This window comes from Clostridium sp., assembly GCF_036639235.1.
In the GTDB taxonomy this organism is placed as follows: domain Bacteria; phylum Bacillota; class Clostridia; order Clostridiales; family Caloramatoraceae; genus Clostridium_AB.
The window spans coordinates 34429-51284 of the sequence record NZ_JAVWJB010000012.1 but is presented as its reverse complement, the minus strand read 5'-3'; the positions used below and the strand labels follow the sequence as shown (position 1 = coordinate 51284).

16 protein-coding genes are annotated in these 16856 nt (G+C 33.2%); 3 read left to right on the top strand and 13 right to left on the bottom strand.

Annotated features, from left to right (window positions below; translation table 11 throughout):
- Positions 1-324: 324 nt before the first annotated feature.
- Positions 325-459, bottom strand: coding sequence for a hypothetical protein (locus RR539_RS05220; protein ID WP_332474914.1), 135 nt, complete (start codon positions 457-459; stop codon positions 325-327).
- 41 nt (positions 460-500) lie between these two features.
- The gene (locus tag RR539_RS05215) at positions 501-1043 is read right to left on the bottom strand and encodes a hypothetical protein (protein ID WP_332483858.1); all 543 of its coding nucleotides are present in this window, start codon (positions 1041-1043) and stop codon (positions 501-503) included.
- A 412-nt stretch (positions 1044-1455) separates the two neighbouring features.
- Between RR539_RS05215 and RR539_RS05210 the strand changes: the two genes are divergently transcribed.
- Positions 1456-3159 carry an amidohydrolase gene (locus tag RR539_RS05210; RefSeq protein WP_332474916.1) on the top strand — a complete coding sequence of 568 codons (1704 nt, stop codon included), beginning with the start codon at positions 1456-1458 and terminating at the stop codon, positions 3157-3159.
- A gap of 43 nt (positions 3160-3202) precedes the next feature.
- On the opposite strand, the gene RR539_RS05205 is transcribed toward RR539_RS05210, so the two are convergent.
- From RR539_RS05205 to RR539_RS05185, 5 genes are all read right to left on the bottom strand, one after another.
- Complete coding sequence (locus RR539_RS05205; RefSeq protein ID WP_332473795.1) at positions 3203-3538, bottom strand: zinc ribbon domain-containing protein YjdM; 336 nt, start codon at positions 3536-3538, stop codon at positions 3203-3205.
- A gap of 92 nt (positions 3539-3630) precedes the next feature.
- Positions 3631-4683, bottom strand: a complete 1053-nt coding sequence (locus tag RR539_RS05200; RefSeq protein WP_332473796.1) for an anti-sigma-I factor RsgI family protein — start codon at positions 4681-4683, stop codon at positions 3631-3633.
- A gap of 12 nt (positions 4684-4695) precedes the next feature.
- Positions 4696-5352 (bottom strand): sigma factor, encoded by a 657-nt coding sequence (locus tag RR539_RS05195; RefSeq protein ID WP_332473797.1) that lies wholly within the window; start codon positions 5350-5352, stop codon positions 4696-4698.
- 106 nt (positions 5353-5458) lie between these two features.
- Positions 5459-6067 (bottom strand): hypothetical protein, encoded by a 609-nt coding sequence (locus RR539_RS05190; protein ID WP_332473798.1) that lies wholly within the window; start codon positions 6065-6067, stop codon positions 5459-5461.
- A gap of 244 nt (positions 6068-6311) precedes the next feature.
- Positions 6312-7964, bottom strand: a complete 1653-nt coding sequence (locus tag RR539_RS05185) for an NEAT domain-containing protein (protein WP_332473799.1) — start codon at positions 7962-7964, stop codon at positions 6312-6314.
- A 244-nt stretch (positions 7965-8208) separates the two neighbouring features.
- Between RR539_RS05185 and RR539_RS05180 the strand changes: the two genes are divergently transcribed.
- Positions 8209-8349, top strand: coding sequence for a hypothetical protein (locus tag RR539_RS05180; protein WP_332473800.1), 141 nt, complete (start codon positions 8209-8211; stop codon positions 8347-8349).
- Between the two features lie 9 nt (positions 8350-8358).
- Here the strand turns inward: RR539_RS05180 and RR539_RS05175 are convergent, their stop codons facing one another.
- From RR539_RS05175 to RR539_RS05165, 3 genes are all read right to left on the bottom strand, one after another.
- Complete coding sequence (locus RR539_RS05175) at positions 8359-9030, bottom strand: ABC transporter ATP-binding protein (RefSeq protein ID WP_332473801.1); 672 nt, start codon at positions 9028-9030, stop codon at positions 8359-8361.
- Complete coding sequence (locus tag RR539_RS05170; RefSeq protein WP_442878390.1) at positions 9023-10564, bottom strand: ABC transporter permease; 1542 nt, start codon at positions 10562-10564, stop codon at positions 9023-9025. The genes RR539_RS05175 and RR539_RS05170 overlap by 8 nt, the downstream gene beginning before the upstream one ends.
- Before the next feature lie 155 nt (positions 10565-10719).
- Positions 10720-11763, bottom strand: a complete 1044-nt coding sequence (locus tag RR539_RS05165) for a Fe(3+) ABC transporter substrate-binding protein (RefSeq protein ID WP_332473803.1) — start codon at positions 11761-11763, stop codon at positions 10720-10722.
- 168 nt (positions 11764-11931) lie between these two features.
- On the opposite strand from RR539_RS05165, the gene RR539_RS05160 reads away from it, so the two are divergent.
- Complete coding sequence (locus RR539_RS05160; protein ID WP_332473804.1) at positions 11932-13164, top strand: esterase/lipase family protein; 1233 nt, start codon at positions 11932-11934, stop codon at positions 13162-13164.
- An 83-nt stretch (positions 13165-13247) separates the two neighbouring features.
- Here RR539_RS05160 and hdhA read toward each other — a convergent pair whose 3' ends face one another.
- From hdhA to RR539_RS05145, 3 genes are all read right to left on the bottom strand, one after another.
- Entirely contained in the window at positions 13248-14039 is a 792-nt protein-coding gene (gene hdhA, locus RR539_RS05155) for a 7alpha-hydroxysteroid dehydrogenase (protein WP_332473805.1), read from the bottom strand.
- A 457-nt stretch (positions 14040-14496) separates the two neighbouring features.
- Positions 14497-15915, bottom strand: coding sequence for an MDR family MFS transporter (locus tag RR539_RS05150; RefSeq protein WP_332473806.1), 1419 nt, complete (start codon positions 15913-15915; stop codon positions 14497-14499).
- A gap of 6 nt (positions 15916-15921) precedes the next feature.
- Positions 15922-16764, bottom strand: coding sequence for a TetR/AcrR family transcriptional regulator (locus RR539_RS05145; RefSeq protein WP_332473807.1), 843 nt, complete (start codon positions 16762-16764; stop codon positions 15922-15924).
- Positions 16765-16856: the final 92 nt, after the last annotated feature.

Below are 16856 nucleotides of genomic sequence, written 5' to 3'. Positions count from 1 at the left end.
TGTCACTTGGGTCCTCATAAGGAATGGTCAGCGGCGGCATAGCCCCCTTGACCATGCATTTAAATTTTTTAATTGCAAATGATAAAGTGGTAACTCTTTGAGTTACCACTTCTTTTGTTTATTATATAAAATTTTGCTAAAAATTTTATACGAAGCATTAGTGCTTATCTTATCATGAACTTTATCAACAGTTTGTAGGCTCAAAGGTATCTGCTTTTAATTTAATCCCTACATTAATTTAACCGAGATAGCAAATCAACTAATATGATTTAAAATCGCTAGATAGAGGTTGGTGTCTTTAAAAATCTATTTACTTATCTTTTGTTATTCATCTTCATCTTTGTTTTTTTTACTGTTGAAAAATACATATCCGAGGAATGCTGTTCCTGCTACTATAAGGGCTGGGAGTATTATTGTTGCTGCTAGGGACGCTATAACTAGGTAGTTTGCTACCTCCATGTAATCCTCCTATAAGTCCTGTCCTATAGTATATGTATTGTTTACTGGTAATTGCTATTTCTGATTCTTGATTCGTCGTAAGTTTCATAATCCGGTCCATCTAGAAGCTGGTTTGGAATTGTTGACTTTTTAAGGAGCACTCCCATATATGGCTCATAAAACTCTGCTATTGAGTCATGTAATCCAAGGCTTTTAATTATTACTGTTACTTGCCTTGAGTCTTTAGTTGTTTCTACTTGCCCATAGTCTGTAAAGGTGTAGGTTATAAACATTGTTAATCCTGTTAAGACTATTACTGAAAGTATTTTAACTGTTCTCATAATACCTTTTTTAGTTGATTCATCATTATTTGCTGAGTAGTATATTATCTCCTTTTTAAGGGGAAATAATATTAAAAATCCTCCAAGTGATATAAGGAACAATGTATAGAATGGTTTTGTTAAGATCAGATCGTATTTCGTTAGGATTTTGCTCCCTATAACATAGGTTAAAATATAAATTCCAAAAATTAAGTCTATGTATTTTAGGTTTTTGCTTATCTTTGGTAAGGTTTTTTTAGATTTATTTACACTTAAATCCTCCATTTTACCCCCATAATTATAATTCATATTTTATGTATATTTATTCTTAAGTTATACTTTATGGATATTTATAAGATTTAATATTGGTAATAATTTAATTACCCTTATTTTCTATATTTTATCATATAAAACCCTTAGTTTAGTTACATTTCAGTTTCACATAATACAAATATATCCATTTATTTTTGTATTTTCTTGCATTTTTCATTTGCCATATTCCTATATTTTATTCTATATATTTTTATAATTTCTATATTTATTAATAAAAATTATTGCATATTTTTTAAAACCATGTATAATAAATTCTTGTAAGTTTAATATCAATAATATTTTTGTTTAGTAATACTAAACTTTTTAGGGTTGTTTTTATTAAATATAAAAATTTATTTATTACTAAAGGAGTTGGTCTGAAAAATTGAAAAGAACACTTGTAACACTTGGATTATCTTTTTCACTTGCACTATCACTTGTTGGGTGCAGCTCAGCTGATTCATCTAAATCAGCAGATGTAGTATTTACTAACGGTAATATCTACACTATGGAAAAGGATTCAGCTAAGGTTGAAAACCTTGCTATTAAAGACGGAAAAATTATTGCTTTAGGAAAGTCTGATGAAGTGGACAAGCTTAAAAACCACAAAACCCAGGTTGTTGATCTTAAGGGTAAAACACTTCTTCCAGGATTTGTTGATAGTCATACCCATGCTTCAAACAGTGTAGAAATACTTTATGCTGCTAAGCTAAGTGATGGTGAATCACTTGAGGACTATGTAAAAATAGTTAAGGAGTATGCAGATAAATCAAAGGACAAGGATACTATATTTGGAGCTGGATGGATTGTTCCACTTGTACATAATGATCCTAATCCTAAATCATATTTAGATAAAATATCAAAGGATAAACCGATCATTCTAATTGCTGAGGATAGACATACTATATGGCTAAACTCAAAGGCTCTAGCTATGGCTGGTGTTAATAAGAACTACACGGAACCTCAAGGAGGAAAAATAGGAAGACTACCAAATGGGGAACCTAATGGTATCCTATACGAAACTGCTGCATGGAGCACACTTGAGAAGCTTCCTGGGTTTGCTATTGAAGATATAAAGGCAAGTATTGTTGAATATGATAAGCTTGCACTTGAAAGAGGTGTAACCCAGGTTAACCATATTCTTATGTACAACCAAGAGCCTATAACTAATGCTCTTCTTGAACTTGAAAAAGAAGGTAAGCTAAATGTTGTTCACCATATTTCATACTCAGTTTTCCCACATGAAGGAGCTTCTAAGCTACCATTCATAAAAGAAATGAGAGATAAACTTAAAGGTGAATATGTTAAATTCCTAGGTGTTAAAATGTTTAATGATGGTGTTCTAGAAGGTGAAACTGCTTACCTACTAGAAGATTACACACATAAGCCAGGCTATAAGGGATTCTCTATATGGGATGAAAAAGATTTTAATAATGCAATTAAGGTATTCGATAAAGAAAAAATCGATTTACATATCCACTGTATAGGTGATGCTGCTACTAAGTATACTCTTGATGCTATTGAAGCAGCCCAAAAGGAAAATCGTAATAAGGACCTTAGACACAAAATTACTCACCTTCAACTTGTTAAAGCAGAGGATGTTAAGAGAATGAAAGACCTTAATATTATTGCTGTTCCTCAGCCTAACTGGGCATATAAGGAAGATGCATTCTATAACCAAGCTGTTGAAATAACAGGACAAGAAAGAGCAGATGCTCAGTATCCACTTGGTTCATTGTTTAAGGCAGGTATTACAGTTGCATCAGCAAGTGATTTCCCTGTAACTGTTGACTGGGCACCACTTCAAGGAATTGAGGTAGGGGTTACTCGTTGCGCACTTGGAGATTCTAAGAAGGAAACTCTACTTAATGGAAATGAAGCTACTTCTGTTGAAGACATGGTTAAGTCATACACAATAAACGGTGCATTCGGTAACTATGCTGAGAATACATCTGGTTCACTTAAAATAGGCAAAGATGCTGACCTTGTGGTACTTGATAAGGATATATTCACTATTCCAAATCATGAAATAGCTACCTCTACAGTTGTTGAAACATATAACAATGGAAAAAAGGTATTTAATAAATAATAAAAAAGGGTGTTATCAAATTAATTTGATAACACCCTTTGTATTATAGTTTCTTAACGAACTCTGACTTAAGTGCCATAGCTCCGAAACCGTCTATTTTACAATCAATATTATGATCTGAGTCAACAAGCTTAATGTTCTTGACTTTAGTGCCCTTCTTAATAGGTGAAGAGCTACCCTTTACCTTAAGATCTTTTATTATTGTTACTGAGTCTCCGTCTGATAGTATGTTGCCATTTGAATCCTTAACAACTAATTCATCCCCATCACCTGAACCCTCTTCAAGAGTCCATTCATGTGCACATTCAGGACAAATAAGAAGATTACCATCTTCATATGTGTATTCTGATTTACATTTTGGACAGTTAGGTAGTGTCATATCGTATCCTCCGTATAAGTTAATAGTTGAATGACTCTATACTATCATACTCATAGGTAGTTTACAAATTCATTAGGGTCTCTTAATAGAACCTAATCACTATCGCTATCATCCGATGGGGAGTCATCATTACTATCATCGTTATTTGTATTATCACTTCCAGTATCATCACTACTATCAGTGTCATTATCATTACTGTCTACTTTGCCATCATCTGAACTTCCCCCTGAGTCACTATCTGAATCACTATCAGTATCTTCATCCGAGTCATCCTTAGATGGCTTAATTGTTGTTGGTTTTTTTAAAGGTTTCTCTCCCTTGTTAACATTGTCACTTAAAGCATCCTCTTCCCTATCTTCTAACTCATCCTTAATATCATCTATTAAGTCCTTATTAGCACCTGGTGTTTTTGAGTAATCCTTAAGCAGCTTAACAAGCTCATCCACCCTCATTTTTTCCAAATCCTCTTCTGTAACATTTCCCTTAAGTGTTTGAAGTGCCTTGTACTTACCAAGTGACACTCCCTTACCTTCTGCTTTTTTAAGAGTGGATTTGTCTCCCTTTATATAAATAACTTCAAAGCCTTTAAATTCTTCCTTAAGTGATGCCTTAAGCTTATCTTCGAAAGTCTTATCTGTTTCATCACCTAAAAATGCGAATCCAATAATAACTGAATCCTTGTTTGTTATAGTTTTACTACTTAATACCTTAGATTTAATTATATTTATACCCTCTTGAAGTGGTTTCCCCTTAATATTATCTATATTAAGAGCTTTACCGTCATCATTAAGTCCACTAACCTTAGTTATTGTATATTCCTTATCTATTTCTATTGATATACTTGGATTAATATCTATTGTAATAATCCCATAACTTGTAGTATTAAATGCATTTTTAAGGAGAGGTGTTATGCATATCATAATAAGAGCTGCAAGGGCAATTAATGGGGTAATTATCCTTGTAATCTTGCTTTTCTTGTGTCCGCTGTTTATATTCCCGCTACTTAAAACATCCTCAGCCAAAAAAAATATTGTGCTACCCTCTGAAAGTCCATTCTTAATGCCTATCTTAACAATGGTTCCGTTATCTTTCATTACAAGGGCATAGTCTTTTTTTATTTCTAAAACAAGTCCCTTATATAACAATGCATTCACCTCCTATCCTTTAATCCATAGCTTTATATTTCTATAGTTCTTATAAAAAACAATAACAACAGATAATATAAACTTCTTACTTCCTTTAATGATTTTTTCGGTTACGGTGAATTTTAAGGATATTCTCTTTATTGGAAGCCTTTTTTTTGAGAATATAAATCCTGTTAATTCCTCGTCCCTACTAACCTTTTTAGAAATACCTATAGCATTTTTCCTTGTATCTTCATGCCTTGGAGCGTCCTCAGCTAAATCTTCTAGGGTCATATTAAACTCTAACAAGTCCTTTTTAAAACTTTCTATTTCACCTAAAAGGATGGTTTTATCTTCTATGGGGCTCTTGTACTCCTCCCCTATATCTATTCCTTTTTCGGTTAAGTCCTCTATCGAAACATTCCCACATGTTCTATTCTCTTTCTTTAGAAAGTTTTTAATTCTACTAGATATAACAAGCTTCGCAAAGGAAGTAAATACCCCTTTATCTTCTTGATATTTTTCTACAGCTTCAACAAATGCCGCAAGTCCTATAGAAAACTCTTCATCATTTTCAACACTTACATACCTACCAGTGACTTCACTTATTGTCTTTACTATAAGTGGTATATGATTTTTTATTAAATCATTGATATCATGATTTTCCAGTGAGCTAACCTGTATAGTCATCAACCTACCTCCATAAGTTTTTAACCTATCATTATTATACCTAGCGCCTGTTAGTTTACAAGACGAGAAACTCTAGAAATGGGGTTCTAGAGCTTCCTGTATTATATTAGTTATCGTCACCCTCATCATCATCTGAATCATCATCATCTGAGTCGTTTGAAGTATTACCTGATGGTTTAGAAGTTGACGGCTTCTTGTCGCCCTCTGGCTTACTAGTGTTTCCAGTTACTGGCTTCTTGTCATCCTCATCATCATCTTCATCTGCATCATCATTATCTGTATCTGTTGCATCATCTGCATCATCCTCATTATCATCTGTATCATCTGAATCTGTGTCTGCATCATCATCTGAATCGTCATCTGCATCATCGTCTGAGTCTGTATCCCCATCATCATCTGAATCATCAGCATCATCTGCATCGTCTACATCGTCAGTATCTGCTTCTTCCTTATTAGATGATTCAATTGCAAGAAGCTCTGCATCTATCATATCTCTCCAGTTTGCACCATACTTCTCTTCAAGTACTTTAGCCCAGTTATCACCATACTTTTCTTTAAGCTTGTCAGCCCATCCATCTCCATGACCATTTACAATTGATCTATTCTCTAGTCTTGATACTTCTGGGGCTGCTGGTGCTGGTGCGTTTGCAACCGCAACCGCTGCTCCGCCTCCTCCAAGGCTTGTGATAAGTAATCCTGCTATAATTTCTTTCATAGTTTCATCCTCCTTGATAACGGTAAAGTTTTATATATTAATTCCACTCTCACCATTAAATACAATTTAAAAATACTGTTTAGGTACCTTTTTTGAAAAAAATAATAAAATTTCTTAAAAAATTTAAAAAAATAAAAATAGGACTGCTCTAACCACTGAGCAGTCCTATTTACATTGGATTAACATGATTTATATTAATTTTAATTAGAAGGCAAAATAATATTTGATAGATTAGTTAACATCTTTACTTAGTAATGTTTTGCTTTTTTGCTTTCTTTCTCTTAACAAGTCTAGTAATTAAATAAATAATTCCACCTGCAGAGAATATGAATACTGTTGTTAGTGCAGAAGTTACTAGAGCTATTTGCATAACATCTACCTTTTCTTCCTTACTAAACACAGATGAATTAGCATCTACCTTAGTAGCTACTGCTCCAACTGTTCCCTCTTCTATAAGAGTTTTTGTATCTTCTAATAATTTAACTCCAAAGTCTATATCTCTACCTGAAGCTGTAATATACATATAAAGTCTAATATCATCACTAATTCCTGAAACAGGGAATTTAATTATCATATCATCTGATCCCTTAGCTACAACTTCATATGGAGTATCATTCTTATTTACCTTAAGTTTAATGTTTTTCATAACTCCTGTTCCAATAAGTCTTAGGGTTACATAGAACTTTCCATCTATCTCTTCAAATATAGCCTTAGTATCAAGTGACTTTCTAGACATCTTTTTACCTATAAAGCTATCACTTAAAATTTCATTTTCAACTGAATACTTCTTAAAGTACTGACTTGGCTTAACTCCTGTAGTTAACCCTTGTCCCCCTGCTCCTAGAAGTGAAGTTGTAGAACCTCCCACTGTAGAGCCTTGTCCAGCTGTTGAAGTTATATTTCCTGTTGCACCACTGCCTAGTGGTTTAACAGCTTCATCCTTCTTAATTAAAGTCATTGAACTTTCAATAAGATTTACTGAGAATGAAATATCCTTCTCTATTGGAATAATAAATGCTCTAACTTCAATTCTACTTCCTATTGAAGGAGTTTTAAATTTAATATCCATAGTAGTTGCTCCCTTAGAAACAACACTATAGCTAACATTCTTACCATTTATATAAATTCTAATATTATTCATAAAGTTCATTTGACCAAAGCCAAGTGTTACAAACTTATCTGCTCCCTTTACTTCAAGGTAGCTTATTTCATTAAGTGACTTTCTTGATGACTCTTGTCCTGTAGCACTTGCTGCAGTAACCTTATTTTTAATCTTATATGTTCCATTTTCATACTTTGAGCCATTTATATCTGGCTTAGGATCCGGTGTTGGTTCTGGCTTTACTGGTGGTTCTGGTTTCACAGGTGGCTGAACTGGTGGTTCTGGCTTTACTGGCGGCTGAACCTCTCCCTCAGGCTTTAGTGTATCCTTCTTAAGAACCACTCTAAACTCAACATCACGAACTCCCATTGTTCTAGCTGCTACAACAATTGAATCATCAAATGATGAAACAGGGAATGCTATATGAAAGTTATCTCCTTCTTCATTAATAACTCTAAATGGTGTTTCTACTCCATTTACCTTAATCTTATGATTAGCCATCATAGACTTACCTGTAAACTTAAGTGTTATTATTGTTTTCCCATTAACAACTAACACATCAGCTACCCTATCTAAGAACTTTCTAGCCACAGATTCCTCGTTATTAACAATATGTAATGCATCATTCTGGATAGTATACTTACCATCCTTTATAGTAGTGGCTGTAGATGAAGTAGACACTTCCTTCCCTTCAAGTACAATATTGTTAGTTCTAATAACTTCAGCTCCATAAACTTGAGTTCCTGTTAAAGCCATAACCCCTGCAATAACTAAGGATATTACTTTAAATTGCATATACTCACTCCTTTAACAAAATATAAAATAAACCTTTACACCCTTTAAATTTGAAATTAGTTATTCCACTCCATATTAATTATTATATGAAGAACAGTTTCAATTGATAACTCTTTTCAACCTCTCCTATAATACACTAATTGATAACTAATATCAATACTTTTTTATATTTTTTCCATTTTACATAATAATTTCTGAGGTTTAGGGAATAATACCTTATATAAGATTTACTAGGAGGTGTCCTATGGGCAAGTCTAAATCATCTAAGAAGAAGGATATGACTTCATCAACTGAAGGTTCTGCTGGATATGGAGTATCTATTACTTCTATTACAACAGAGAATAAGTGGTCTGAATCCAACCCTGAACCTGTTGACACAAAATAAGGAGTAGATTTATCTACTCCTTATTTTGTCTATACTTTTAACTTTTCCTTTTTCAATATTTATAATTCTATCTGAAATTTTAAGAGCATCTTCCCTATCATGGGTAACAAGAATACATGTTATTCCTACACTTCTTATAATTTCTTCAAGTTCTCCTCTTATTGCTTCTTGAAGATTAGAATCTAAATTACTAAATGGCTCATCAAGTAGTAATATCTTTGGATCAATAGCTAAGGCTCTAGCTATTGCTATTCTTTGCATCTGCCCCCCACTTAGTTCATGTGGATATCTATTAATATACTCCTCCATTCTAACTAATCTTAAGCACTCCCTTATCTTCTCTTGTCTTTCTAATTTAGATAACTTCTTAATTCCAAAGCCTATATTATCCTTAACAGTCATATGGGGAAAAAGTGCATAATCTTGAAAAACCATTGATACTTTCCTATTACTAGGGTCTACAAATATATTTTTATCGTTAACAACCACGTTATCTATAGTTATTTTCCCATCTACACTACCCTCAAGTCCAGATATTAACCTTAGTATTGTTGTTTTTCCACTTCCACTTTCACCTAGAAGGCTAATTATTTCTCCTTCATTAACCTGAAAGCTAATATTATCTATACAGTTATCCTTACAATTTGGATGTTTAAATCTTAAATTTTCTATATTAAGCATGGTTATCCTCCTTATCTCCAACCTTATATAAAACAATAATAGCAATAAAGCTAACCCCAATAATCAATAGTGAAGGAATTGAAGCTTCCATCATCATTTCATCATTTGCGTATTCAAAAACCTTAGTTGCTAGTGTATTAAAATTAAAAGGTCTAAGTAAAAGTACAAGTGGCAATTCCTTAACTATGTCTACAAATACAAGGGCAAGCCCTGCGATAATAGATGGTTTCATCATAGGAAAGTCAACATTAATAAATGTACTAAACCTAGAATGGCCAAGTAACCTTGAAGCCTCGTAATATCTTTTTCCTATCTTTTGAAAGCCACCTTCAATGCTTTGGTATCCTACAGCTAAGTATCTTATAAAGTAGGCAAATATAAGCATTATTATGCTCATACTTAATACAAGGGTTCTCCCATCAGAGTAAATCCCACTATATAGCCATCCTAAACCCTTATCTATATCAACAAAAAACACTACAACTGTTATAGCTATAACTGCCCCTGGCACGCTATATCCAAAGACTGTTATTTTACCTGCTAATCTTGAAAAAGCATTATTGTTAAGCCTTGTGTAATTACCTATTATTAGTGATGCTATAATAATAATTACACTAGCTACAATTGATACCCATAAAGTATTATATATAAGTTCCACAAAGTAAGGACTTATAACACTTTCATAACTTAACATAGCCCATTTTAGTAATTGAATTATAGGAGCTAAAAACCCTAGAAAAAATACTATAAAGCATAGAGAAAATGCTAATATAGCACCTATTCCTTTAAGCTTTTTTCTTTTTAACGCTCTATGCTTTCCATTTGTTTCACTATATCTTTTTCTTCTTCTTAGGAACTTCTCCCCACTTATTACAGAGAAAACAATAACAAGAAGTATTGCTGATAGTCTTACTGCACTATCAACATCTCCCATAGAAAACCAACTTTGAAATATTGCAGTTGAAAAAGTAGGTACTCCAAAATAGGATACTACCCCATAATCACTTATAACCTCTAAAATAACAAGGGTTATCCCTGAAACTATAACAACCCTACTTATAGGTAAAACAACCCTAAAAAACAGTCCAATCTCACTTTCTCCAAGCATTCTTGCTGTTTCAACAAGTGAAGATGATTGTTTTTCTAGGTAGGATCTTACTATCATATATACATAGGGCAGCAAAAATATTGTAAATATAAATATAGCTCCTCCTATACTCATAATGTCAAAATATCTTTGATCTACCTGAATGCCAATACTTCTAAGTAATGTTTGTAAATCTCCTGTATAGCCTAATATTCCTGAGTAAGTATAGGCTGCTATATATGGAGGAATAGCAAGGGGAAGTACAAGACCCCACTTAAAAAACCTTCTTAAGGGAAAGTCATAGGCTGATATTAACCATGATATACCTACCCCTAGAACTAGTGTAAACACCCCTGTAAATATACATATTATTATAGTGTTTATTGCATAATCCTTAAGTAAATACTCTTGAATATGTGCCCACTGCTGACCCGGCTCCTTAAACAAATTTATAATTATTTCTAAGCTAGGCACTATTATCATTAAACAAAATATAAAACTCAATATTGATAAATAGCTTACCTTATGCTTCACCATGAATCCTCTCCTCTCTAGTTAAAAAAATAGAGACAATCCTATAGAGTGCCTCTATTTTAAATATCTTACTTCCAACCAACTTGGTCGAATATTTCACTTGCCTTCTTATTAAACTTACCTATTTGAGTTATATCAATGTTTTGTGCCTCAAATTCTCCCCAGCTCTTAAGCAAATCACTTGGTTCTACAGATTTGTTAGCAGGATATTCTGAGTTTTCACGAGCCATAGCTTCCTGAGCCTTTTTCTCAGTCATAAACTCTACAAATTTAATAGCATTCTCACTGTTTTTGCTATGCTTTGACATAACAACACCACTTACATTAACATGAGTAGGCTTTGGGAAAAATACCCCTACCTTCTCAGCAGCCTTAACTTCCTCTGGGTCCTTAGAATTTAGTAGTTTTCCTATATAGTAACTATTAACAATAGCTATTTTTCCTTGTCCTGCTGCTACTGCCTTTACTTGATCCCTATCATTACCTTCTGGACTTCTAGCCATATTCTTAACAATACCTTCTGCCCATTTCTTAGCATTATCTTCTCCATTTAGTTCTATAAATGAAGCTAGTAGTGATTGATTATATGATGAAGATGATGATCTAACTAATATACTATTTTTCCATTTATCACTTGTTAAATCCTCATAAGTTGATAAATCCTTAGGATCTACCTTCTCCTTATCATATACAATAACCCTTGCTCTAGTTGTTAGCCCAACCCAGCTATTGTCCTTACCTCTTAAGTTTTCTGGAATGTTTTTGTTAACAACCTCTGACTTAATAGGCTGAGTAACTTCTCCATCAACTGCTTGATATAAGTTTGCTATATCAGCAGATATAAATAGGTCCGCCTGTGTATCAGCTCCCTCTCTTTTCATTCTTTCAAGAAGTTCTGGGGCCTTACCCTCTATAACATTAACCTTAATACCGGTTTCTTTTTCAAAATCTTTATGTAGCTGTTTATCAACTTCATAATGCCTTGCTGAATATATATTTACAATATTATCTTCTGAATTTTTTTTGTCTGTTTTAGCGCAACCTGCAAATATTCCTAAAGAAAGCACAGCTACTCCTAATACAGATAGAAATTTTCTTGCCTTATATGTCATTTTTATCTACTCCTTTTTACCCTATAGTTTGATAATGATTTTCATTGGCAATTACTATAATAACAGTAGTTCAATACAATATCAAGTGTTTTATAATTTATTAAAATTTTTTAATTTTTAATACTTACTGGTATTAATTGAATATGATAATTATAAGGAGGTGTCTATATGAAAAAAGCTATTATAATATCTTTAATTATTTGTTTTTTTCTTATTTCAACATCATCACTAGCCCTTGCTAATCAAAATAATGCTTCTAAAGCCAATGACTATCCAATTGTTTTTCTTCATGGCTTTATGGGTTGGGGTGAAAAAAACTCATCCGGTGAAAACTATTTTGGAGGGGAATACAGTATAATCGAAAACTTAAATAATAGTGGATATAAAGCATTTTCCCCTGACCTTGGTTCACTTGCTAGTAATTGGGATAGAGCCTGTGAACTTTATGCTTATTTAGTAGGTGGAAAAGTAGATTACGGAAAATCACACTCTGAAAAGTGTGGACATGATAGATATGGTAAAACATACCCTGGGGTTATGCCAAAGTTCCAAGAAAATAACCAAAAAATACATCTAATTGGCCATAGTATGGGTGGATTAACTGCCCGCCTTTTTGCACATTTATTAAAAAATGGTAGCCAAGATGAAATCCAGTCTACTCCTTCTAATGAACTATCACCTCTTTTTAAGGGAGGCAACTCAAATATTTTCAGCATAACAACGATTCAAACTCCTCACAACGGTAGCCAAGATGCTAACAACAAAGGGGCTCTTATTAATGCAATTAAGAAAATTCTTTTCCCTTCAACCTCATCTTCATATGAAAACCCTGATTTAAACGACTTAAAGCTTGATCAGTGGGGAATATCTCGTAAATCATCTAAATCATACAAAGAATATATAGAAAAAATCCTAGCTAGTGATGCTATAAGATACATGAAGGACTTTGGTATGTATGATTTAACCCCTGAAGCGTGTAGGGATTTTAACGAAAGGGTACCTGCTATTGATGACATATACTATTTTTCTCTATCAACCCAGGATACCTATAAAAGTAGAATAACAGGGTTTCATTATCCAAATAAGGGGATGAGATCTAACTTTGTATTAACATCTTTAAGAATGGGTATGGAAACAAGTAGCAAAGAAAACATGGTTCCAATTACTAATGAATGGTGGGCTAATGATGGAGTTGTTAGCGTAATATCAGCTAAGTATCCAATCCTTAATTCTAAAGATGAACATGTAGAATATAAGGGCAATCCTAAACCTGGAGTTTGGAACTACCTTGGTAATATCCAAAACACGGATCACCTTGATACTATTCGTGATAAGAAACCAAATCCTATTTTAACAGAGAAATATCTAAACCTAGCTAATATGCTGCAATCCTTAAACTAAAATAATTCTTTAGCTTATTTATTTTTAGACATAAAAAAAGTAGTATTTCCTAGGAAATACTACTTTTTTGTCGTAATTAAATTCTATTTTCCGCCCATAAAATCAGCGTACTGAGGAGTTCCTAGTGCAAATCCACCTGAAACTTCTTGAATTTGCCCTGTAATAAATGATGAATCATCACTTGCGTAGAATAGTACTGCCTTAGCAATATCATCTGGCTCACCAATTCTGTTTAGAGGTACGTGTCTTAGGAATGAAGTTCTAAACTCTTCTGTCATGTGCTCAAGAGCTGCCTTAGTTCCAATTAGTCCTGGAAGAACTGCATTACATCTAACTCCTACTTTACCATATTGAAGTGCAACATTCTTAGTTAGTGAGTTAACTGCTGCCTTTGAAGTAGTGTATGCGATTCTTGATAGATCTGGAACCACTCCACCTATACTTGAGATGTTAACAATACTTCCTCCACCATTTTTAATCATGTGAGGTATTGCTCTCTTTGAAGTTAGGTATACACTCTTAACGTTTCTGTTAAGGATTTCGAAAAATGCAGTTGTATCTCCATTTACTAAGTCCCTATCAACTCTAACGTCTGTTCCTCCATAGTTGTTAACTAGAATATCAATCTTTCCTTCGTTTTCTACTACTGTATCAACCATTGCTTCCATTGAAGCATCATCCATAGCGTCAAAGTGTACAAACTTAGCCTTGCCACCCTTATCTTCAATTCCCTTAATTACTTCCTTTGCAAGCTCCTCTGAACGAGCTGCTATATATACTAACGCTCCGTTATCTGCAAGTATCTCTGCTGAAGCAAGTCCAATTCCCTTTGTTGATGATGTTACTAATGCTACTTTGTTTTCTAGCTTTTTCATTTTAGCTTCCTCCTCAGTATTTTATATTCTCTTTGTAATGATTGCTTTTTCAAAGCAATTTTATACCTTTTTATCTTGTTATATTTTAAATCAATTTCATTGTATAAGTGTTTTTAATTATTAAGGAATAATAATTATCCCTTTCTTTAATATAAATTTACCACATTGTCGAAGTTATTTCTACATTGATAATAAAATATCCAAAATATAATTTTTGTAAATTATATTTTGGATATAAATAAACCCTATTTAACCAAAGTATTATCAAACAAATATTGTAAAATATTTGTTTCTCATGTAAAAATAAAAACTTTAATCCATGGTGAAGGGGGACCTGTTCCCCAGCAGACCATTCCTTTCAAGGGGTCAAGTGGCGCTTCAGCGGCACGCAGCAGCTTTAGCACCCCTTGGCAAACCTCATGAAAAACAAGTTTTTCATGACAGGATGTTGACTATGTCAACATCCTGCTTTTTTGTCTTTTCCATATATTATTGTGATTATTAAACCAATTAATGATAGAACCGAAACCGCCATAAATGACACTTCAACTCCAAATATATTATTCATTATAGGAGAATTATATACTCCTAGTGTTGAAGCCTTAACCATTATAGATACAAATATAGCAGATCCTATAGCACCAGAAACCTGTCTTAATGTTGTATTAAGTGCAGATGCATGGGACATATAATCAACTGGTATAGACTTAACTCCCCATGCGGTAAGTGGCATTAATAAACAGGAGACACCTAGCATTCTAAATCCATATGCTATTGTTAAGAATAATAGTGATATACTTTCATCAAGAAGTATAAATCCTAGGTTACCTATTAATAAAAGGGTCATTCCTACTATAAATAGAATTCTTCCACCGTACTTATCAAGTATCTTCCCTGCAACAGGATTAAAAAGAAGCATTATTATAGCACCTGGCAAAATCAGTAGCCCAGATGTTAATGCAGAATATCCCCTAATATCTTGAACATACATAGGAACTATAATAGTTGCAGACATCATTGAACCATATACTATGCTTACTAGTATTGTACTTATAGTAAACCTTCTATTTTTAAATACCCTAACCTCTAAAAGCGGCTCATCTAAAACAAGTTGTCTTCTAAAGAACATGTATAGTGTTATTCCACCAACAATCATTGGTACTATTACATTAGCACTTGTAAGTCCATAATTGCCTATATTTGAGAATCCTATAAGCGTTCCACCAAACCCTACTATAGACATAATTAAGGATGGCAAGTCAAATTTTCCCTTACCAACCTTCCCAATATTTCTTAAGAAAAATACAGCTGCAACAAGATCTATTATTCCAAGAACAAGGGTTACTAGAAATAAACTATGCCATCCATAAGCATCTACTAAATACCCTGAAAGTGTTGGCCCAATAGCAGGTGCAACCCCTATTGTTACCCCAACTATACTCATTGCAAAACCTCTTTTTTCTGGTGGAAATATAGTAAGTACCGTTACCTGAAGTAGGGGTAGAAGGATTCCTGCACCTATTGCCTGTAATACCCTAGCAAATAATAAAACCTCAAAGCTATGCCCTGTTAATGCTATAGCACTTCCAAGAGAAAACACCCCAACACAGGTAATAAAAAGCTGCCTTGTTGTAAATCTATTAACCAAATATGCAGTAAGAGGTATCATAACCCCAAGTACTAACATATACACTGTAGTTAACCATTGACCACTAGCTGGGGTAATACTAAAGTCCTCCATTATAGTTGGAAGAGCTGGTGATACTAATGTTGCTGCAAGTGATCCTACAAATGTTCCAAACATCATAATTAGCCCTATTATAGTAGCCTCTTTATAATCAAATTTTTCTACATTGAACTGCTTATTTCTCACCATTAACACCTACATTCTTTTTATAATTCGTCGTATCTTACTAACACTATTTTGTAGCAAACTCTCCACTTCTATGAACATTAGCATTCCCTCTAATATAACACTTTTATATTTTTCGCTTATTATTTCTTCTTCAATTATATTAATAGCTTCAATTATGTTTTCAGACATGTCAGTAGATAACACCTTAAGGTCTGTAACTTCTACTAGTAATTCCTCCCTATTGTCATTTATAGGATTAATACTATTCGATGCTAATAAAGTATCCCTTGTTACCTTAAAATCTTGTCCGTTTATACCCCTACTTACAAGGTCTAAAACACTAATAATATATCCTCCATGTTCCTTTAAGGATATGTTTGTTCCGTTTATTTTATATATGTAGTTAAATTGATGAACCAGACTATCTACAGCAAAAACAATATCCCATGTATTACTCGAAGCTCCATAAGCCTTAACTACACTCTTATAATATTCATTAATAATAAATTCTCTAATATATCTCCTAACCTTTTTAGTACTTTCCCCATTAATTGCACTATATCCCTCAACAACCTGAGTGTAAAATGGCATACTTGAATTAACAAACTCTATTGTTTTAACTATTATACTAGCTAGTACTTCCCTAGAATCCTTCTGCTTATCCTCTTCAATTTGGACTATGCTTTCAACAAACTCTTCCTTAAGATTTATCGCCATAGCTCCTACTAATTCTTCCTTACTCTTAAATAGCTTATAAAAAGTAGCCTTAGATATTTTACAGCTCTTAACTATTTCGTCAATTGAGGTTTCACTAATTCCCTTAGAATTAAAAAGCCCCATAGCAACCTCTATAATACTCTTATCCCTCATATCACCCTCCGTAGTACGTACAAGTTTTTTTAAGTACCCAATAGTACCCAGTATATATTACTACTCTAAAAAGGGATTGTAAATATATATTT